The sequence below is a fragment of the Bacillus sp. SJ-10 genome (assembly GCF_002843505.1).
Classification (GTDB): Bacteria; Bacillota; Bacilli; order Bacillales; family Bacillaceae; genus Bacillus; species Bacillus velezensis.
In genome coordinates, this window is record NZ_CP025258.1 from 3,076,897 (window position 1) to 3,097,070 (window position 20,174).

Consider the following 20,174-nt stretch of genomic DNA (forward strand, 5'->3'; position numbering starts at 1 on the left):
ATCACCTCGGGCGGATTTCAATTACTACCCCGTCTTTTATGACGATGGTATTTGCCGCTGTTTTTTCATGCCAGTTATCACCGACATTGATTGAAAGCAGCGCATCGATCTCCTTTTCCTTCACTTCGCTTCCAAGCGGGAGCGACTCTGTCTGGCTTATTTGGAAATCGATCATTTTGATTTTGTCTTGTCTTTTTTCAATGGCTTTTTTAAAAGATTCCGCTACATCGGGATTCTGCTGATCTTTTTCATGTTTTCTAAGCTGAAAATAGAGCTGGCTGCATTCTCGTTCAAGCGTTTGCTTTTTTTCTGCAAAAGAGGCCAAAAGCTTTTCCTTGCTTTGCTCGGTCAGAACCTGCATAACGGTTACCCTGTGAATAATCTGCATAGGACCAGACTCCCCACTCTTCCAACATATTTCTGTTCATTTGCCTTTTTTACGTGTAAAAAAAGGGGAGGTGCCGGCCCTCTCCCTTTTTCAGTCAAATATTTCAAATTGAACTTTCTTAGAAGACTGTGCGCCAGCTGCAAAAACGACGGTTCGAATCGCTCTTGCAGTCCGGCCTTGCTTTCCGATAATCTTACCGGTATCTGACTTATTGACAGATAAGCGCAGCGCAATCTTTTGATCAGTCTCTTCCTTTGTGACCGTTATGTCTTCCGGATGGTCGACAAGCGGAGCCACAATGCTGACAATCAAATCTTCCAAGTTCTGATCAGTCATTACTTGCCTTGTTTAGCGTTGTGGAATTTTTCCATAATTCCTTGGCTTGAGAACAAGTTGCGGACTGTATCAGAAGGTTTAGCTCCTGTTTGAAGCCATTTAAGAGCAAGCTCTTCGTTGATTTTCACTTCAGCCGGCTTTGCAACCGGGTTGTATGTGCCGACTGTTTCGATGAAACGGCCGTCACGCGGTGAACGAGAATCTGCTACAACAATACGATAGAAAGGAGATTTTTTTGCTCCCATACGTTTTAAACGAATTTTTACTGCCATTTTACTAGCACCTCCGAAAATATTTCAACAAGATAGTATATTAACAATGATAAAAGTGTTTGTAAAGTGTTTTTTCTTAACAACGGTTTTATCATGTATAACCGATTACATAAAAGGTAATTTAAAGCCTTTTTTCTTCCCTTTTGACATGTTGGTCATCTGCTTCATCATTTTTTTCATTTCCTCAAACTGCTTTAAAAGACGGTTGACTTCCTGAACGGATGTTCCGCTTCCTTTGGCAATCCGCTTCCGCCGGCTGGCGTTAATAATATCCGGCTGTTCTTTTTCAAGAACAGTCATTGATTTAATGATCGCTTCCACATGATTCAGCTGTTTTTCATCGACTTGGATGTTTTTTAAGCCTTTCATTTTGCCTGCGCCGGGCATCATTTGCAGCAGTTCGTCAAGAGGCCCCATGTTTCGGACCTGGCCGAGCTGCTCCAGAAAATCATCCAATGTGAAGCTCATCGTTCTCATTTTCTGCTCAAGCTCTTTGGCTTTGTCTTCATCAACGGTCGCCTGAGCTTTTTCAATCAGCGTCAGCACGTCACCCATTCCGAGAATCCGGGATGCCATCCGTTCAGGATGGAACGCTTCAAGAGCATCGAGCTTTTCTCCCATTCCGGCGAATTTAATCGGCGTTTCGGTGACCGCGCGGATAGAAAGCGCCGCACCTCCGCGGGTATCCCCGTCAAGCTTTGTTAAAATGACACCCGTTAAACCGAGCTGGTCATTAAAGCTTTTGGCGACGTTTACCGCATCCTGACCGGTCATTGAGTCGACGACAAGGAAAATTTCCTCAGGATTTGCGACTTCCTTTACGCCGGAGAGCTCATCCATCAGTTCATGATCGATGTGCAGCCGTCCGGCGGTATCTAAAATCACATAATCATGATGCTCTTCCTTCGCTTTTTCAATCGCCTGTCTGGCAATTTCCACCGGGCTGACCTGATCGCCAAGCGAAAAGACCGGCATATCAAGCTGTTTCCCCAGGGTTTCCAGCTGTTTAATCGCGGCGGGGCGGTAAATATCCGCAGCCACGAGCAGCGGTTTGCGGTTATGTTTTTTGCGCAGCAGGTTGGCAAGCTTCCCCGTGGTTGTCGTTTTACCGGCACCTTGGAGCCCGACCATCATAATAACGGTCGGCGGGCGTTTGGCGACGGCAATTTTGCTTTCTTCGCCGCCCATCAGCTCGGTAAGCTCTTCTTTTACGACTTTAATAACCTGCTGACCGGGTGTCAGACTCTGCATAACGTCCTGTCCGACAGCCCGTTCACTTACTTTTTTCACAAAATCCTTTACGACTTTAAAGTTAACGTCAGCCTCAAGAAGCGCAAGACGAACTTCACGCATCATCTCTTTTACGTCTTGTTCGCTGACTTTTCCTTTTCCGCGGATTTTTGAAATCGTCTTTTGCAGTCGGTCGGCTAATCCTTCAAATGCCATTGTTTGCCGCCTCCTAATCTAATTTCTCAAGCGCTTCAATCAGAGCCGTCATTTTTTCCTCTTCCTGCAACCCGGAAGCAAGCTCTTTCAGCTTTGTAAACATTTCTTTACGCTCCTGAAACTTTTTAAAAAGGAGCAGTTTTTCTTCATATTGTTCAAGCATCGCTTCAGTCCGTTTGATGTTATCGTAAACGGCTTGCCTTGAAACGTCATACTCTTCGGCTATTTCACCAAGGGAGAAATCGTCCAGATAATAAAGCGACATATAGCTCTTTTGTTTTGACGTCAGCAACGACTGATAGAAGTCAAATAAATAGTTCATTCTCGTCGTTTTTTCGAGCGACATTTGAGCTCTCCCCTTTGTTAAGTCAAATCCCTTTACAAAAACTTAGTTTACATGGTTTCAGAGCGTGTGTCAAGTTTTTATCTTGTCAAAGCATGATGCTCTTTTTACATCATAAGTTTTTTCAAAAAAATTCATATAGACCGTCGTTAAAATACTCGAATTCTTGTTTTGATACACGGTAGCGGCAATAACCTTCGTAAAAAGCATTGAGGCATGCTTCATTTGTGACAAAATGACTGATCGCTAATGATTCATCATATCGCGGATCTCCCGCCGATATTCCCGCAGCATCGATAAACAGATAGACCTCTCCGTCTTTCACCAGCACATTATCAGTCGTGCAGTCACCGTGAATCATTGTCTGCTGAACAGGAACAGGCCTGTACCTGTCCAATTCCTTCAAAAGCTCCGCACTTCCTTCAGCCTGTCCTTTTTTGACATATTCTCCGGCTCGTTTGATTTGCAGATCGAGCCAGTCTGTTTCCGGCTGTAAACCAGAGACCATGTCGGTTTCATGCAGCCGTTGCAGAAACCGGCCGAAACTTTTGATCAGCTTTTTCTTTTCAGTATTCCCTTTTGCTTTTCTTAAAGCCGAAGTCAGGGTGATTCCATCCTCAAATGACATGATGATATGGCTGGCATGCTGTTCCTGTATCATCCCATAATAAACAGGAACAGGCAGACGACGAGTTTCCGTCAGTTTTTGTAAAACGAAGGCTTCTCTCATTAACCATTCCCGATACTTCTGTTGAAAAGAACTTTTCAGCAGAAATGCGTCTTGGCCGGTCACTATTTTTCGAACGGTTGAAGTGCCTCCCTGTTCACCCAACAGCGACATATGGTTTATCGCGCCGATCTTACTTTCCAATTCAGCTTTCAGCCATTTGTCCAACAATTGCCCCCTCCATTCCGATCTATCAATGCGTATAAAAAAACGAGTATAAAACCGTCCATTTTATACTCGTTTTTTATTCATTAATCCTCGGCTTTTTCAACTAAATCAGAAAAGAGACCGTATACGTAAGATTCTGCATCAAACCGCTGGAGGTCGTCAACCTTTTCTCCGAGGCCGACAAGTTTCACGGGGATGTGAAGCTCATTGCGGATTGCCAGGACGATACCGCCTTTTGCGGTGCCGTCAAGCTTCGTTAACGCGATACCCGTCACATTCGTCGCTTTGGAGAATTCTTTCGCCTGCGCCATCGCATTTTGGCCTGTCGTCGCGTCAAGCGCAAGGAGAACCTCATGCGGAGCCTCAGGCACTTCGCGTTCGATGACGCGTTTGACTTTTTCAAGCTCTTTCATTAAGTTTACTTTATTCTGAAGGCGGCCGGCCGTATCACAAATCAGCACATCCGCTCCTCTTGCTTTAGCCGCGTGTACGGCATCATAAATAACCGCCGCAGGGTCGCTTCCGGCAGCCTGCTTAATGACAGGCACGCCTGTACGCTCCCCCCACACTTCAAGCTGTTCAATCGCCCCGGCTCTGAAGGTGTCTCCGGCAGCGAGCACAACGGATTTGCCTTCATTCTTCAGCTTATGGGCAAGTTTTCCGATCGTTGTCGTTTTTCCGACGCCGTTTACCCCGACAAGCAGAATAACGTTCAGGCGCCCGTCCTGAATATTTAATTCAGAAATCTGTTCGTCGCCGCTGTTATAAATGTCGACAAGCTTTTCAGAAATGACGGACTGCACTTCCTGAGGATCCTGGATGTTTTTCAGCTTCACTTCTTTTTTGAGCTCATCAATCAGCTCCATAACGGTTGTAAAACCGACGTCAGCGCCAATCAGCACTTCCTCAAGCTCCTCGAAGAAATCCTCGTCGACTTTCCGGTAGCGGGAGACGAGTTCGTTCACTTTATTCGAGAAGGAATTTCTTGTTTTTTCAAGACCATCTTTAAATTTTTCAGAGACGGAGTCTGTCTGTTTCGTGATTTTCTCTTTTAATTTTTTAAAAAAGCTCATCTTTCAACCTCTTTCCTCGTTACTGAACGAATTCTTTTGTTTCTTCCAGTTTGACCGAAACCATTCGGGAAACGCCGGATTCCTGCATCGTAACACCGTAGAGGACATCCGCTTCTTCCATGGTGCCTTTTCTGTGGGTGATGACGATAAACTGGCTGTCGCTGCTGTATTTTTTTAAATATTGCGCAAACCTGAATACATTGGCTTCATCAAGCGCAGCTTCCACTTCATCAAGGACGCAGAACGGCACGGGCCTTACTTTCAGAATGGAGAATAAAAGGGCAATGGCAGTCAGCGCCCGTTCTCCCCCTGACAAAAGATTTAAGTTTTGCAGTTTTTTGCCCGGAGGCTGCGCGATAATGTCCACCCCGGAGTTAAGAAGATCATTCGGATCAGTCAGCTTCAGTTCAGCCCTTCCTCCTCCGAATAAAGAACGGAACACGTCGTTGAATTGAGAACGGATCTGGATAAACGTTTCATGGAATCGCTTCGTCATTTCAGAATCCATTTCTTCAATGACTTGAAACAGTGTGTTTTTCGCTTCCGTCAGGTCATTTTTCTGCTCTGTTAAAAACTGATACCGTTCGTTTACTCTTTCAAATTCATCGATGCTGCCGAGATTGACCGTTCCGAGCTCTTCAATTGAAAGCTTGATCAGCTTGACCCGTTTTCTCGCCTCTTCAGGCTCGAGTTCGAGCTGATATTGTTCTTTTGCCCCTTCAAAGGATAAGCTGTATTCCTCGCGTAAATACTGCAAGAGATTATCAAGCTCAACTTCCATCCGGCCGAGTTTTACCTCTTCATCTTTCAGAATTTCTGTTTTTTGCTTGTAGAGACGCTTCATCTCTTTCAGCTCAAGTTCGTTCGTATCAAGCGCCCTCTGAAGCTTCACACGCTGGTCGCGCCGGCTGGCGATCAATTCGATTGTTCTCGTTTTATCGTGAAGCTTATGATGGGCTGCTTCTTCAAGCTGCTCCTCACCGCTTGTGCTGGACGTCATCTCTGAGGTCAGGAGGCTTAAATCTTCCCGTGTTTCTTTCAGAGCGAGCTGCGTTTCCTCAAGCTCTTTTTTCAGCCTTTTGAGGTTGTCTTCTTCACTCGAGCACGCCTGTTCTTTTTTCGCAGCGGCCACTTTACATTCCGTCAGTTCATGAGAGAGCGTTTCTTTTGTTGAGGATAGGGTCTGCTTTTGTTTTGTCAGCCTTTCCATCTCTTCCTCAAGCTCTTTCAGCTGGCCGGATGCCTCACTCAGCTGTTCTTCCAGAGCTGATTTGCGCGTCTCTTTTTCCCGGCTGCTTTCCGTCAGTGATGCTTTCTCCTGATCGTAAAGCTCCAGATGGGTATTGATGTTCTTTTCAGCGACTTCGAGTTCATACAGCCTGCCTTTTACATCCTGCTGCTTTGTTCTGAAAGCTTCACCGTCTTCACGGAGACCGCTCAGCGTATGTTCAAGCTCTTGAATGGCCTGCTTCAGCGTTTTGACCTCTTTTTCGAGCAGAGCTGTTTTTTCTTCCATTTCGGCAAGCCGCGCAGTCACCGTCTCAAGCTCACGGCTTCTGCCGAGCAGAGAATTGTTTTTCTTTTTGACCGCGCCGCCTGTCATTGATCCGCCTGGATTGACGACATCACCCTCAAGCGTCACGATGCGGTAGCGGTGCCCGAGAAGCTTGGCCAGTTCATTCGCGCCTTTTAAATCTTCAGTGATCAGCACGGTGCCGAGAAGGTTTTGAATGACATTCCGATACGCCGCATCATATGTGACAAGCCCGCTTGCTGTGCCGAGGAAAGACGGATGCTTCTGAGCCGTCTGTTCATCACGGGTTTGGAGCTGGCGCGGTTTCATAACCGTAAGCGGCAGGAACGTCGCGCGGCCGAAGGAATTCTGTTTTAAATATTGAATCGCTTTCCGCGCCGCCTGCTCATCGTCTGTGACAACGTGCTGCGCCGCTGCGCCGAGTGCAATCTCGATCGCCGTTTCATATTTTTGTTCGGTGGCAATCAGTTCGAGAACGGCGCCGCGGATGCCGCCAAGCTGCTCTTTCTGTTTCAGCACTTCTTTTACGCCTTGGTAAAATCCTGAAAAATCGCCTTGCATCGTTTCAAGCATATCTTTTTTGGATCTGGCCTGCTGGACGAATTGATATGCCTGATACAGCGCAGATTCTTTCTTTTCATATTGGCGTTTTTTCTGTTCATATGCTGTCTGGACTTCGCGAAAGCGGACGACCTGATTGTGAATATCCTCTTCAACGGAGGCCAATTCTTCTTCGCACGCCGCTTTGCGGACTGCAATATCGTTACGTTCTTCAAGGTATTTTTCATTGTTTGCTGTCAGTCTCGCCTGCTGAACCGCAGATTGGGACATCTGGTCATCTAAAAGCTGCAGCTCGTTGCGAATCGACGCCTGACTGTTTAACAATTCAAAGTAATCGCTTTTTAATTGTTCGATTTTGTCTTCTACATTTTCATTATGCAGACTGAGAGCCTGCTGCTTTTCTTTCACCTGGGCGTTTAACCGCTTCACTTCCGCACGAAGTTTATCATAGACGGCAGACTGTTTTTCAATGTCCGCTTTCAGTTCGGCTTCTTTGTTCGTGTAATGTGTAACGGATTCCTCAAGCTGTTCCCGGTTTTGCGCGGCGTTTTTTTTGCGCTCTTTCAGCACTTCTTTCCGGCCTTCCAGCTTTTCCAGCTCTTCACTTGTCACGAGCAGAACCTGCTGCAGTTCGTTGACGGATTCATCAAGCGCGTGGATTTTATCTCTCGTCTCTTCTATCATCGCTTCTTTTGCGGACAGAGCCGATGATTCCGCCAATTCTTCTTCTTTTGCCGCCTGCACCTTTTCTTTTAAACCCGACCATCTGCCATGCAGTTCTTCGATGTCAAAGGCGGTAAGGGCGATTTCGACATGTTCAAGCTCTTTCTTTTTTTCTAAGTAGTCTTTGGCGATTGAAGCCTGGATTTTCAGCGGTTCGACCTGATCTTCAAGCTCGTGGAGAATATCTTCCACCCTGTTTAAGTTATCCTGCGTCTCAAACAGTTTGTTTTCCGCTTTTTTCTTTCTTGTTTTATATTTCAGCACGCCGGCCGCTTCTTCAAAAATACTGCGGCGGTCTTCCGCTTTGCTGCTGAGAATCTCTTCGACTTTCCCCTGGCTGATAATAGAGAATGCTTCTTTCCCGAGCCCGGAGTCCATAAATAAGTCAATGATATCTTTCAGGCGGCACTGCTGATTGTTGATGAGAAATTCACTTTCTCCAGAGCGGTACACCCGTCTCGTCACGCTGACTTCGTGATAATCGATCGGGAGAAAATGATCTTCATTATCAAGCGTTAACGTAACTTCGGCAAGGTTCAGCCGCTTGCGCGAATCACTTCCAGCAAAAATGATATCTTCCATTTTTCCGCCCCGAAGCGAGCGGGCTGATTGTTCGCCGAGCACCCAGCGGATGGCTTCGGTAATGTTGCTCTTTCCGCTGCCGTTCGGACCGACAACGGCCGTGACGCCTTTTACAAAGTCAACGGATATCCGTTCTGCAAATGATTTAAATCCTATAACGTCTAAACGTTTGAGGAACATCCCAGATCCTCCTTATCGTATAAGTATCTCAATATTATCATAATCACCCGCTTATATCAGGCGCAGACATACTGAAATCCCCCTAGGGAAACAGGGGGATTTTATTGTTTCGTATGATGTTTTTGCATTTTTGCAAGAGCTTCCTGTGCCGCATGCTGCTCGGCTTCTTTTTTGGAACGTCCGTTCCCGATACCGAGCGCCTCACCTTTAAGAGAGACAAGCGCCTCGAATTCCCGGTTGTGGGCAGGCCCTTTTTCATTGAGAATTTTGTACTCAAGCGATCCTTTTCCGTCCCGCTGTACAAATTCTTGAAGCTGGCTTTTGAAATCCATCACATGAGAAAAAGCACCATCGTTTATTTTAGGGAACACGTACACTTTCAGGAATTGCTGAACCGGCTCAAGGCCCTGATCCAGATACAGTGCGCCGATAAACGCTTCAAACACATCCGCTAAAAGCGCAGGACGCTTTCTGCCGCCCGTCATTTCTTCTCCTTTTCCCAAGAGAACAAGATCGCCGAATGACAATTCATGGGCAAGTGAGACGAGTGACGGCTCGCATACGATAGCGGCTCTCAGCTTCGTCAAATCTCCTTCACTCATGGCCGGATATTTGGCAAATAAGAATTGGGAGATCGTCAGTTCCAAAACAGCGTCACCTAAAAATTCAAGCCTTTCATTGTCTTCATACGGCTTTTTCCGATGCTCATTCACATAAGATGAATGTGTAAATGCTTGATACAAAAGTTTCTCGTTTTGAAAATGAACCGAAATCCGTTCTTGGAACTCTTTAAATTGCTCTATTTTTTTATAGAACTTTTTTTTATCTTTAAAATGTGAGTGTTTTGACATAGTAACCTCCATAGGCACATCAGGTTCACCGCGCTCCCCGCCGTAAACGGAATCGGCAGCGCGTACAGCGTCAGACGCCGGTAACCGAACGATTAAAGGGCTAAAGCCCCGCTGTCAGGCGGGACTTTTAGCATCAGCTTATTGCTGGTTTTGTATGTAGTTCACAGCGTCGCCGACTGTTGCAATCTTTTCAGCATCTTCGTCAGAAATCTCCATATCAAACTCGTCTTCAAGTTCCATAACAAGCTCAACTACATCTAGGGAATCAGCACCTAAGTCTTCCTTGAAAGAAGCTTCAAGTTTGACGTCAGCTTCATCAACGCCAAGGCGGTCTACGATGATTTTCGTTACACGCTCTAATGTATCTGCCATAGCAATTCACCTCCCCTCAAGTATTATAGTGGATTCGTTTTTAAAAAACTAGAGAAACTAGGATGAAATTTTAAAAACAAATCTTTACATCACCATTCCGCCGTCAATATGAAGGGTTTGGCCCGTCATATAACGCGATCCTTCAGAAGCAAGGAACGTAACAACGCTGCTGATATCGGAAGGATCACCGAAACGCGCGAGCGGAATCTGCTTCAGCATTTCATCTTGGACTTCTTTAGAAAGCTTGTCCGTCATATCCGTGGAAATAAAGCCCGGAGCAATGGCATTAACCGTAATATTGCGGCTCGCAAGCTCTTTGGCTGATGACTTCGTTAAGCCGATTACACCGGCTTTTGCCGCCACGTAGTTCGCCTGGCCGGGGTTTCCGCTGACGCCGACGATTGATGATACGTTGATAATCCGGCCGGAGCGCTGTTTCATCATCTGTCTTGTAACGGCTTTCGTGCAGTTGAATACACCTTTTAGGTTAATGTTAATGACATCATCCCATTCATTTTCTTTCATTCTCATCAGAAGATTGTCTTTTGTGATCCCCGCATTGTTCACGAGAATGTCGATTGAAGAAAATGCAGCGACAGCCTCTTTCATCATGTTTTGTACTTCTTCGGAATTTGATACATCGGCTTTTACCGCGATCGCGTTTCGGCCCAAAGATTTGATTTCATCTACGACTTCGTTCGCTTTCGCTTCATTCCCGGAGTAGTTGACTACTACGTTACAGCCGTTTTTCGCAAGATCAAGCGCGATCGCCCGCCCGATTCCGCGGGACGCTCCCGTTACCACTGCTGTTTTTTCATTAAGCATCCTGATTCTCCTCCTTCAGCGTTTGAATCGCCAGTTCGATGGTTTCATGGTCAGAAACCGCGATTGTTTTAAGGCGGCGGTTCACTTTTTTCACAAGGCCTGAAAGCACTTTTCCGGGCCCGATTTCAACAAACGTCGTGACACCTTCGTCAATCAGTTTGTTAATGGTTTCTTCAAAGCGAACAGGTGAATACAGCTGTTCGATCAGTTTTTTCTTGATATCGTCTTTTTCTGTCATAACGTCAGCCGAAACGTTTGAAATCACGGGAACAGCCGCATTTTTCAACTCACAGGCGCTGAGCACCTCCTCGAGTTTTTGCGCTGCCGGCTTCATTAATTCAGAATGGAACGGTCCGCTTACTTCTAATGGGATTGCCCGTTTTGCTCCGTTGTTTTTCGCTTCTTCTGAAGCCAGCTCCACGCCTTTTGCCGTTCCGGAAATTACGATCTGGCCGGGGCAGTTCAAGTTTGCAAGCTGTACGAGATGACCGTTTTCCGTCACTTGATCCGTTACCTTTTTCAAGGACTCTGCATCCATTCCGAGAATAGCTGCCATGGCGCCTTCTCCGGCCGGCACGGCTTCATTCATGAATTCTCCCCGTTTTCTTACCGTGTAAACGGCATCTTTAAATGTCATCGCTCCCGCCGCAACAAGCGCCGAATATTCTCCGAGGCTGTGGCCGGCGGTGAAATCAGGGGTGATGCCGGATTCTTTAAACTTTTCCAATACGGCGATGCTCGTTGTCAACAGCGCAGGCTGCGCATTGTATGTAAGGGTCAATTCTTCGGCGTCACCTTCAAAAATGAGCGAGCTCAGCTTTGTTTCAAGCGTTTCATCCGCTTCATCAAAAATACGTTTTGACGCTTCTTCGCGTTCGTACAGGTCTTTTCCCATACCGATATATTGTGATCCCTGTCCGGGAAATAAAAATGCAATCTTACTCATGATGCGGTAACCTCCAGACTACTCATCTGTTTTTTCTTCTTTTACTTCTTCTTCTATAAATGCGGCCACGTTTTGGCTGACCATTTCTCTCGCCTGGCGCAGCGCATGGTAAACAGCGCGTGCGTCAGAAGAGCCGTGCGCTTTAACGACGGGCGCTTTCAAACCGAAAAGACTCGCCCCGCCGTACTCAGAATAGTCCATTTTCAGTTTCATTTCCATCAGCTTCGGCTTCAGCACTCCCGCTGCGAGCTTAGAAACAAAACTTGAAGTCAGTGTATCTTTCAGCATTTTGAAAATCGATAACGCTGAACCTTCCAATGTTTTCAACGTGACGTTGCCCGTAAAGCCGTCTGTGACGATGACGTCAGCAGCGCCTTCGAGCAAGTCTCTCGCCTCAACGTTTCCGACAAAATTCACGTTTGTTTCTTTTAATAATTCAAACGTCTTTTTTGTCAGGTCGTTTCCTTTCTTTTCTTCCGTGCCGACATTTAACAATCCGACGCGGGGCGAGCTGATTCCGAGAACCTGCCGGGCATATACAGATCCCATAATTCCGTACTGGACGAGATGCTCCGGTTTGGCATCGACATTGGCTCCCACGTCCAAAAGAAGGAAACCGTCGCCTGAAACGGTCGGAAGCGTCGGCGCAAGCGCAGGCCGGTCGATTCCTTTAATTCTGCCGACGATAAACAGTCCCGCTGTCATGAGTGCGCCTGTATTCCCCGCTGAGATGCAGGCGTCCGCTCTGTTTTCAGCCACTTCCTGCGCCATCAGCACCATAGAAGAGTTTTTCTTTCTGCGTACGGCGCGGACCGGTTCATCCGTCGGTTCAATCACTTCATCGGCGTGCAACACAGTGATGCGGTCTGATGTTGTTGGCAAGTGTGATTCTATCGTTGTCTTGTCACCGACCAGCGTAATATGAAGATCGTCAAATGCCTCAATACTCTTCATTACTCCGTCAATAACAGCTTTGGGTGCGTTGTCGCCTCCCATTGCATCTACAGCTATTCTCATGCATGCTCCACCTTTATGATTGTTTTGAACGGTACATGTCAAAGCTGCCGGAGAACACGACTTCTTCTCCCACATAGCTGTTGACTTCAACTACCGTTCTGCCTTTTTCTTTTTCGACTGCCGTCACTTTGGCTTTCGCAACGACGCGCTCGCCTTCTTTCACCTGTCTTGTAAAGCGGATATTTGCGCTTGCGGTCAGCGCCAGCTCATCATCAATGACGGCTACGGCGAGTGAGTTCGCCTGCGCAAACAAATGATGCCCCCGCGCAATTTGATTGCGGCTGAAGACATGTTCGCGTCTTACTTCTAATATGGAAATGGCCTGGCCGTCAAGCTCCAGATCAATAATTTCACCGATCACTTCGTCTAAAGACAGTGATTTCACTTCATCATCAAGCGTTTGTTCTGCCACGTTTTTAATTCTTTCCCTCAGCTCCGGTATTGAGAGCTCTAAGCGGTCTAAACGGATCGTCTGAATGCTGACGCCGAATTTCCCCGCTAATTCTTCATCTGTGATGAAGGGTGTCGATTTGATCGTCTGCTGCAATAATTTTTGGCGTTCTTTCTTGCTTCTTCTCATCTGTAAACACCATCCGGACAATTAAGACTAGGTACTAATAGTAGTATATAATCTCATAGATTGGAATGCAATGATTGTTTTTTGAAAGCCGCCGAATTTTACAGAATCAGCTTAATTTCTCCCCTTCTAGGACGCCGCTTGAAAGTAATTGGCCGCGCAGCATACGGTATTCGTCATCTTTCCAAAAAGCCTCTGAAGACACCAGATTGGCCGCATCCTGGCGGGCCGTTTCCAAAGCTCTGTAGTCATGAACCATATCCGCCACCTTGAACTCGGGCATACCGCTCTGTTTTTTCCCGAAGAAATCACCGGGGCCGCGCAGTTCAAGGTCCTTTTCAGACAGTTCAAAGCCGTCGTTTGTCTCCGACATGATTCTCATCCGTTCCTTCCCGGTTTCGGATTTCGGATCGGCCATCAGGATGCAGAAAGATTGGTGGTCTCCCCGCCCGACCCGGCCGCGGAGCTGATGGAGCTGAGATAATCCGAAACGGTCGGCGTCATAGATGACCATAATCGTCGCATTGGGCACGTTCACCCCGACTTCTACGACGGTTGTTGACACAAGTACCTGACATTGATTGGCGCTGAATTCTCTCATCACCTGATCTTTTTCATCAGAATGGAGCTTCCCGTGCATCAGGCCGACATTCCATTTACCGCGGTAAACGTCAGACAGCATGTTATATACGTCAATCGCATTCTGCACATCCAGTTTATCCGACTCTTCAATGAGCGGGCAGATAATATAGGCTTGCCTTCCCTGTTTCAGCTCTTTTTCTATAAAAGCCAAAATCCGCTCCAGCATGTCGTGTTTCACCCAATACGTTTCGATTTGTTTTCGCCCCGCGGGCATTTCATCTATCACGGAAACATCCATTTCTCCGAAGACGGTAATGGCCAACGTTCTCGGAATCGGAGTGGCTGTCATAAACAGCACATCCGGATCCTGACCTTTATTCTTGAGTTTTTTGCGCTGTTCGACTCCGAACCTGTGCTGCTCGTCCGTAATGACAAGGCTCAGCGCTTTAAATTCCACTTCGTCCTGGATTAAAGCATGGGTCCCTACTAAAATATCAATCTCTCCGAGAGCAAGCCGCTCCAAAAGCTCCCTGCGCCGCTTTCCTTTTACAGAACTCGTCAAAAGCGCGATATTTACATCTTCATTTGCAAACAACGATACGAGAGAATCTGCATGCTGTTCGGCCAGAATTTCAGTCGGCACCATTAATGCCCCCTGATACCCCGACAGAATCGCAGCGTACAAAGCGATGGCGGCGACGGCCGTTTTCCCTGAACCGACATCACCTTGCAGCAGACGGTTCATTCGGTAAGGGGATGTCATATCAGCGGTAATTTCCCGAAGCACGCGCGTCTGTGCGGTTGTGAGCGAAAACGGCAGGCTGTCTGTGAAAGCAGCGAGCTTTTCAGCAGGAAACACATGGCTGATGCCTTTTGACTGTTCCCTTTCCGCTTTACGGAACGCCTGCATTTTCAGCTGAAATAATAAGAATTCCTCGTAAACAAACCGGCGCCTGGCCTGCTGTAACGATTCCCTCGTTTCAGGCTGATGCATCGTCTGCAGGGCATGTTTGTAATCAGGCAGCTTGTAGCGGATTCTCAATTTTTCAGGAAGCGGATCGGCCGCACTGTCCAAATGATGCTGCAGCGCTTCCTTAATAAACCGTCTCATCATTTTTACGGTGACGTTTTCTTTAACGGAATAAACAGGCTCAATGCTTTTATCTTCTTGATGAGGACCGTTTTTTAATTCCTGCACGGAAACGGTCTGTCTGTGTTTATCCCATTTCCCGGATATCGTGACGACTGAACCTAACGTCAGTTTCTTTTTTAAGTAGGGACGGTTAAAGCAGACCGCGGTAATTAAATAATTGCCGACAAGCACCCTGAATGTCAGCCTGTTTCGTTTTTTGCCGTAATAGGTAAGAGAAGGTTCTGAATGAACCTTCCCTTCTACCGTCACTCTTTCTTCATGTTTTACTTCTTCTAAATCCCTCAGCTCATAGTCGTCATAACGGTAAGGGAAATAATTCAGAAGATCAGAAATGTCATAGATACCTAGTTCGTGCAATGTTTTTTCTGTTTCCGGCCCAATGCCCTTAATTTCCGCTATACTAGTTTGCTGATGGTGTGTCACTTGATTTCAGCGCTCCTCCGAAAATTTTTTTCTCTAATTCTCTTCCCGTCGGTGTCGCGGCTAAACCGCCTTGTCCCGTTTCACGCAGTGCTGTCGGCATTGTCTGGCCGATTTTGTACATCGCGTCAATCACCTCATCGCAAGGAATGCGGCTTGTAATCCCGGCCAGCGCCATATCCGCCGCGATCATTGCGTTGGATGCTCCCATTGCGTTTCGTTTGACACACGGCACTTCTACCAATCCGGCGACCGGGTCACATACGAGACCGAGCATATTTTTCAGTGTAATCGCCATTGCTTCCGCTGATTGCTGAGGCGTTCCGCCCGCCATTTCCACAATCGCAGCCGCTGCCATGCCTGATGCTGACCCGACTTCCGCCTGACAGCCTCCTGCCGCTCCTGAAATACTCGCATTGTTTGCTACGACAAAACCGAACGCGCCGGCTGTAAACAGAAAACGGATCATTTGTTCTGTCGTAGGGTTCAGCTTATGCTTTACGGCGAATAACGTTCCCGGCACAACCCCGGCAGAGCCGGCGGTCGGTGTAGCGCAGATCGTTCCCATCGCCGCATTGACTTCATTTGTCGCCACAGCTTTAGAAACGGCGTCTAAAATCAGATTGCCCGACAGGCTTCTTCCCGATTGGATGTATGCCTGAAGTTTCACGGCATCTCCGCCTGTTAAACCGGTCTGACTCGTGACGCCCTTCAGCCCTTTTTCAACAGCTGCTTCCATGACGGAGAGATTGCGCTCCATTCCTTGAAAGATTTCTTCCCGCGTTTTTTGCGTCACTTCCATCTCTTGCGTGATCATCACTTCCGAAATCGGAATTTGTTTTTCTTGAGTGATTTCTATTAATTCTTTTACATTACGAAACATGTCATTTTCCTCCTGACTTTTTAGTCAGCTATCTTAGTAACCTGTATAATATTAGGAAGTGTTGAAAGCTCGTCAAGCACTTCTTCTTCAATATTCTGATCGACCTCAATCGTCATCAGCGCAAGCTGGCCGACGTCCTTACGCGCCACTTCCATATGTCCGACGTTGATGGAGAATTTCGCCAGCACATTGGCAACGCCTGCAATCGTGCCGAATTTATCATTGTGAACGACTAAAATAGCCGGATGGTTTCCGGAAAGACGCAGCTCAAAGCCGTTGAGCTCCGTGATTTCTATTTTTCCGCCGCCGATGGAAATACCGGTAAGGGCAAGCTCTCCCTCATCATCAGAAATGACGAGACGCGCCGTATTCGGATGAACGGGCACGGCATCCTCTGTACGGAACTCTACATATATGCCCTTCTCTTCCGCAATTTGAATCGCTGTTTTAATCCGTTCATCAAATGTATCAAAATCAAGCAGGCCGCCGATAATCGCGACATCAGTGCCGTGACCCTTATACGTCTCCGCAAATGATCCGTAAAAAGACACAATGATCCGGCGGGGCTCCCGCCTGAATAGGCTTCTGGCCACTCTGCCGATCCGGGCGGCGCCTGCGGTATGTGAACTGGACGGACCGATCATTACCGGGCCGATAATATCAAAAACGCTTCTATACTTCATGCTGGTTTGTTCCTCCTTAACATCACTTCATTCAGCGCTTTTCTTTAGACTAATTGAACATTTCTCAATTGGCAAGCAGGCACACTGCCGCACTGCCGCAGGTAAATAAAGACATAAGAATAGAAGGGCCTGATAAGCCCTTCTATTCTGCCGCAAATATATATGGATACAGAGGCTGTCTGCCGTTATGGATTTCAACCTCGATATCTTCACAGACGCTAGCAATATACTCAGCGAGTTTCTCAGCTTCTTCTTCCGGAGCGTCCTCTCCGTACAAGATGGTGACAATTTCATCTTCTTCCCCGATCATTTCATCCAGCAGCAATTTTGCCGCACTCATCCGATCTTCGGCGCTGCCGATAATTGAACTGTTTAAAATGCCGATAAAATCACCTTTTTTAATATCTTTGCCGTCAATATGGGTGTCTCTGACTGAATATGTCACCTGTCCGCTTTTCACATTCCGGATGGCCTCAAGCATATTGGCTTCATTTACGTCAGCCGGCTGGTCAGGGTTAAACGCAAGCAGGGCGGTCATGCCTTGAGGGACCGTTTTTGCCGGAATGACAATGACATTTTCTTCAGCCACGCTCGCCGCCTGATTGGCAGCCATCACAATATTGGAATTGTTCGGAAGAATGAAAACCGTCTCCGCATTGACAGACTGAACGGCTTCAACAATATCTTCCGTGCTCGGATTCATTGTCTGGCCGCCTTCGATTACGTGTGAAGCGCCGATGCTCGTAAACAATTCAGAAATGCCCTCTCCCATTGCCACAGTCACGATGCCAAAAGGCTTGCGGGCTTCTTTCATAACGCCGGCCGGCTTTTTTTCATCATGTTCTTGGCTGATGATTGAAGTATGCTGTTCCCTCATGTTTTCAATTTTAATTTTAATCAAATCGCCGTAACGCTGTGCGAGATTGAGTACGTTCCCTGGTTCTTCGGCATGAATATGGACTTTCGCCAGCGTATCATCAGCCACGACCAGCAATGAATCGCCGAAACGGCTCAGTTCGTTTCTGAACGTCTCTTCCTTGAACGTCCGTTTATCTTGATCCAGCCTCACCATCACTTCCGTACAAAATCCGAATTCAATGTCTTCTGTACTCAGCATGCTTTGCGCGCTTTTATGATGCTCGGCATTCACCATATCATCGAGTGCCGGAAGAACCGCTTTTTTCGGTACGGCCTCTCCTTTTAAAGCAGCCAAAAAGCCTTCATATACACAAAGCAGACCTTTTCCGCCGCTGTCAACGACACCGACGTCCTTTAAAACAGGAAGCAGATCCGGCGTGCGGTTCAGCGACGCTTCCGCTTCTTCAATAACGGCCTCCATGACCGAAATAATATCGGTTTCTTCTTTGGCCGAGGCGACCGCTTTTTTAGCCGCATCCTTAGCCACGGTTAAAATCGTTCCTTCAACCGGTTTCATGACCGCCTTATATGCCATATCCACTCCCGCTTGGAGTGCTGCGGCAAATTCTTGGGCGTCTATTTGGTTTTTGTTTTCAATGCTCTTTGTGAAACCTCTGAACAATTGGGACAAGATCACCCCTGAGTTTCCTCTCGCTCCCATAAGCAGGCCTTTTGACAGGGCGATGCCGACTTTGCCGATGTCGGGTGAGTCAATGTGCTCTACCTCTCTTGCACCGGATGACATCGATAAATTCATATTTGTTCCGGTATCGCCGTCAGGCACGGGAAACACGTTCAGCGCATCCACCGCGGATGCGTTTTGAGACAATGTCTCAGCCCCCGCCAGAATCATTGCCGCAAAAGCTCTCCCATCTAAGTTTCGTCTAGACAATACTCATCCTCCTCACTACGGGTTCGTTACTCGTACGCCTTGGACATAAATATTTACAGAATCAACTGCAAGTCCGATTGTTTGATTTACTGTGTATTTTACCTTCGTCTGAACATTGTGGGCTACTTCGGATATTTTAGTGCCGTAGCTGACAATAATGTACATGTCGATATGTATTTGTTCGGCTTCCTGACGGACATGTACGCCTTTTGCGAAGTTCTCTCTCCGGAGGATTTCAGACAAACCGTCTTTAATCTGGTTTTTTGAGGCCATCCCCACTATTCCGTAACAGTCAATGGCAGCGCCTCCGGCAACCATTGCGATGACTTCGTTGGATATATCAATCTGTCCGTATTTTGTCTTCATTTCAATGGACACACAGGTTCCTCCTTCAGGTGCATAGAGTTATCATTATTCTACTATATGTATCCCATTATGAAAAGAAAAGATACAGACAGCGGCCTTCAGCGCGGAAATGTGATTGGTTTTACATGTCAAGTGATTTTTCTTGAAAGTAAGGGAAACAATAGTTGCAAACGGTTTTTAGCTGTGGTAAATTATTTAAAGTATTGTATAACGAAAGCATCTGAGAAACTATGTTTGAAAAGATGTTTCGCGCAGTTAGGAGGGAAACAAATGGCACGTAAATGTTTTATTACAGGTAAAAAAACAAAAGCCGGAAACAACCGTTCTCACGCAATGAACGCTTCTAAGCGTACTTGGGGCGCCAACCTTCAAAAGGTCCGCATCCTCGTTGACGGCAAACCTAAAAAAGTGTATGTATCTGCCCGGGCTTTAAAATCCGGTAAAGTTGAGCGTGTATAAGCAAAAATGAACGCCTGCCCTTTTATGCGGCAGGCGTTTTTTATGCGTTCAAAGAGGGCAATTTCAGCTTCTTGGGCTTACTCTTTTCTAAATGAGCCCAGCATCGCCCGGACAATTCCTCCTAAAAACTTCGGCAATTTAATGGTATAAAATTTCATTTTGTCCCCTCCTATAAGTCCCGTATCCGCTGCGTTCATCACTTTAGGATTCATGGTTTTTTCCGCATATGGCAGAAGCCGCTTTTTAATCCGCGCTCCTTACCATTATTAATATGCCTTTTGCAAACGAAAAAGTACCTCGTGAATGAATGAGTTCGTTACTAATACATAGTGTGGAACCCAGAGGAATATGACAATTATCAAGGGGATATTTAAAACCGTCGAGTGTCAGGCCGTCTGCCGCTTCCGTAAATGGAATGAAAGAAATATAGCGTCTGCGCGCTTTTTCTTCAATTGTATAACGGCCGGGCCCGAACATCTGAATGTCATTCTGCCGGTCGATCAGCTCGACATCGGTATTCTTATGTAAGGCTTTATACAGCAGCTGGATGTTCCCTAAAAAGTGATCGGCTCTTCCGCCCGTCACACCGAACATCCGAATGGTTTCCGGTTCTTTTTGTAAAGCCCAGTCAAGGGCGAGTTCAAGATCGGTATAATCTTTTTCCGCCTGATACACATAGAGGGCCGGCGCCGCTTTTTGAATCTGCATGAGCTCCTCTTCCGTAATGCTGTCAAAATCACCGAAAGCTTCCTGCGGAATGATTCCGGCTTCCAAAAGAGAAACCGTCCCTTTATCGACTCCGACCCACGTCGTATCTCCGTCTGTGTATTCGGATAGATCGGGAATAAGTTCCCGCGGGCCGCCCGCAACGATATTGATTGTCTTCATATGTTTTCC

Annotated in this window: 22 protein-coding genes; 1 reads left to right on the forward strand and 21 read right to left on the reverse strand. The window is 46.9% G+C overall.

Features of this window, described 5'->3' with window-relative positions; all coding sequences use genetic code 11:
• Nucleotide 1 precedes the first annotated feature (1 nt).
• The 19 genes from CXL14_RS15185 to CXL14_RS15275 all read right to left on the reverse strand — a co-directional run bounded on the left by CXL14_RS15185 (nt 2) and on the right by CXL14_RS15275 (nt 18,830).
• Nucleotides 2-388: a YlqD family protein gene (locus CXL14_RS15185; protein ID WP_003154291.1), complete on the reverse strand. Its 387-nt coding sequence runs from the start codon at nt 386-388 to the stop codon at nt 2-4.
• Nucleotides 389-478: 90 nt separating this feature from the next.
• A complete protein-coding gene (locus CXL14_RS15190; protein WP_007611392.1) occupies nt 479-724 on the reverse strand; it encodes a KH domain-containing protein in 246 nt (81 codons plus the stop codon).
• Nucleotides 724-996, reverse strand: a complete 273-nt coding sequence (rpsP, locus tag CXL14_RS15195; RefSeq protein WP_003154296.1) for a 30S ribosomal protein S16 — start codon at nt 994-996, stop codon at nt 724-726. The genes CXL14_RS15190 and rpsP overlap by 1 nt, the downstream gene beginning before the upstream one ends.
• 105 nt (nt 997-1,101) lie before the next feature.
• Complete coding sequence (ffh, locus tag CXL14_RS15200; protein WP_014417759.1) at nt 1,102-2,442, reverse strand: signal recognition particle protein; 1,341 nt, start codon at nt 2,440-2,442, stop codon at nt 1,102-1,104.
• Between the two features lie 13 nt (nt 2,443-2,455).
• Nucleotides 2,456-2,788, reverse strand: a complete 333-nt coding sequence (locus CXL14_RS15205; RefSeq protein ID WP_003154299.1) for a putative DNA-binding protein — start codon at nt 2,786-2,788, stop codon at nt 2,456-2,458.
• A 121-nt stretch (nt 2,789-2,909) separates the two neighbouring features.
• Nucleotides 2,910-3,680: a phosphotransferase family protein gene (locus tag CXL14_RS15210; RefSeq protein ID WP_094295748.1), complete on the reverse strand. Its 771-nt coding sequence runs from the start codon at nt 3,678-3,680 to the stop codon at nt 2,910-2,912.
• An 83-nt stretch (nt 3,681-3,763) separates the two neighbouring features.
• Entirely contained in the window at nt 3,764-4,753 is a 990-nt protein-coding gene (gene ftsY, locus CXL14_RS15215) for a signal recognition particle-docking protein FtsY (protein WP_003154301.1), read from the reverse strand.
• A 19-nt stretch (nt 4,754-4,772) separates the two neighbouring features.
• Nucleotides 4,773-8,333, reverse strand: a complete 3,561-nt coding sequence (gene smc, locus CXL14_RS15220) for a chromosome segregation protein SMC (RefSeq protein WP_094295747.1) — start codon at nt 8,331-8,333, stop codon at nt 4,773-4,775.
• A 101-nt stretch (nt 8,334-8,434) separates the two neighbouring features.
• Nucleotides 8,435-9,184 (reverse strand): ribonuclease III, encoded by a 750-nt coding sequence (gene rncS, locus CXL14_RS15225; protein ID WP_014417754.1) that lies wholly within the window; start codon nt 9,182-9,184, stop codon nt 8,435-8,437.
• Nucleotides 9,185-9,322: 138 nt separating this feature from the next.
• On the reverse strand, nt 9,323-9,556 hold the full coding sequence (gene acpP / locus CXL14_RS15230; RefSeq protein ID WP_003154310.1) for an acyl carrier protein: 234 nt from the start codon (nt 9,554-9,556) through the stop codon (nt 9,323-9,325).
• Between the two features lie 84 nt (nt 9,557-9,640).
• Nucleotides 9,641-10,381 carry a 3-oxoacyl-[acyl-carrier-protein] reductase gene (fabG, locus tag CXL14_RS15235; protein ID WP_003154312.1) on the reverse strand — a complete coding sequence of 247 codons (741 nt, stop codon included), beginning with the start codon at nt 10,379-10,381 and terminating at the stop codon, nt 9,641-9,643.
• Nucleotides 10,374-11,327 (reverse strand): ACP S-malonyltransferase, encoded by a 954-nt coding sequence (fabD, locus tag CXL14_RS15240; protein WP_007409759.1) that lies wholly within the window; start codon nt 11,325-11,327, stop codon nt 10,374-10,376. Before fabD ends, fabG begins: the two co-directional genes overlap by 8 nt.
• Before the next feature lie 18 nt (nt 11,328-11,345).
• Nucleotides 11,346-12,344, reverse strand: a complete 999-nt coding sequence (gene plsX / locus CXL14_RS15245; RefSeq protein WP_007409758.1) for a phosphate acyltransferase PlsX — start codon at nt 12,342-12,344, stop codon at nt 11,346-11,348.
• A gap of 13 nt (nt 12,345-12,357) precedes the next feature.
• The gene (gene fapR / locus CXL14_RS15250) at nt 12,358-12,924 is read right to left on the reverse strand and encodes a transcription factor FapR (protein WP_003154320.1); all 567 of its coding nucleotides are present in this window, start codon (nt 12,922-12,924) and stop codon (nt 12,358-12,360) included.
• Between the two features lie 106 nt (nt 12,925-13,030).
• Nucleotides 13,031-15,079, reverse strand: a complete 2,049-nt coding sequence (gene recG, locus CXL14_RS15255; RefSeq protein WP_014417753.1) for an ATP-dependent DNA helicase RecG — start codon at nt 15,077-15,079, stop codon at nt 13,031-13,033.
• Nucleotides 15,057-15,959 (reverse strand): L-serine ammonia-lyase, iron-sulfur-dependent, subunit alpha, encoded by a 903-nt coding sequence (gene sdaAA, locus CXL14_RS15260; RefSeq protein WP_003154324.1) that lies wholly within the window; start codon nt 15,957-15,959, stop codon nt 15,057-15,059. The genes recG and sdaAA overlap by 23 nt, the downstream gene beginning before the upstream one ends.
• Nucleotides 15,960-15,979: 20 nt before the next feature.
• Nucleotides 15,980-16,642: an L-serine ammonia-lyase, iron-sulfur-dependent subunit beta gene (gene sdaAB, locus CXL14_RS15265; RefSeq protein WP_014417752.1), complete on the reverse strand. Its 663-nt coding sequence runs from the start codon at nt 16,640-16,642 to the stop codon at nt 15,980-15,982.
• Nucleotides 16,643-16,784: 142 nt separating this feature from the next.
• Entirely contained in the window at nt 16,785-18,452 is a 1,668-nt protein-coding gene (locus CXL14_RS15270) for a DAK2 domain-containing protein (RefSeq protein WP_014417751.1), read from the reverse strand.
• 15 nt (nt 18,453-18,467) lie between these two features.
• The gene (locus CXL14_RS15275) at nt 18,468-18,830 is read right to left on the reverse strand and encodes an Asp23/Gls24 family envelope stress response protein (RefSeq protein WP_003154327.1); all 363 of its coding nucleotides are present in this window, start codon (nt 18,828-18,830) and stop codon (nt 18,468-18,470) included.
• A 258-nt stretch (nt 18,831-19,088) separates the two neighbouring features.
• Here CXL14_RS15275 and rpmB point away from each other — a divergent pair, with 258 nt between their 5' ends.
• Nucleotides 19,089-19,277: a 50S ribosomal protein L28 gene (gene rpmB, locus CXL14_RS15280; RefSeq protein ID WP_003154328.1), complete on the forward strand. Its 189-nt coding sequence runs from the start codon at nt 19,089-19,091 to the stop codon at nt 19,275-19,277.
• A 77-nt stretch (nt 19,278-19,354) separates the two neighbouring features.
• Here the strand turns inward: rpmB and spoVM are convergent, their stop codons facing one another.
• Both spoVM and CXL14_RS15290 read right to left on the reverse strand, forming a co-directional pair.
• Nucleotides 19,355-19,435, reverse strand: coding sequence for a stage V sporulation protein SpoVM (gene spoVM / locus CXL14_RS15285; RefSeq protein ID WP_003154329.1), 81 nt, complete (start codon nt 19,433-19,435; stop codon nt 19,355-19,357).
• A gap of 85 nt (nt 19,436-19,520) precedes the next feature.
• Entirely contained in the window at nt 19,521-20,165 is a 645-nt protein-coding gene (locus CXL14_RS15290; RefSeq protein ID WP_101287870.1) for a thiamine diphosphokinase, read from the reverse strand.
• Between the last annotated feature and the right edge of the window lie 9 nt (nt 20,166-20,174).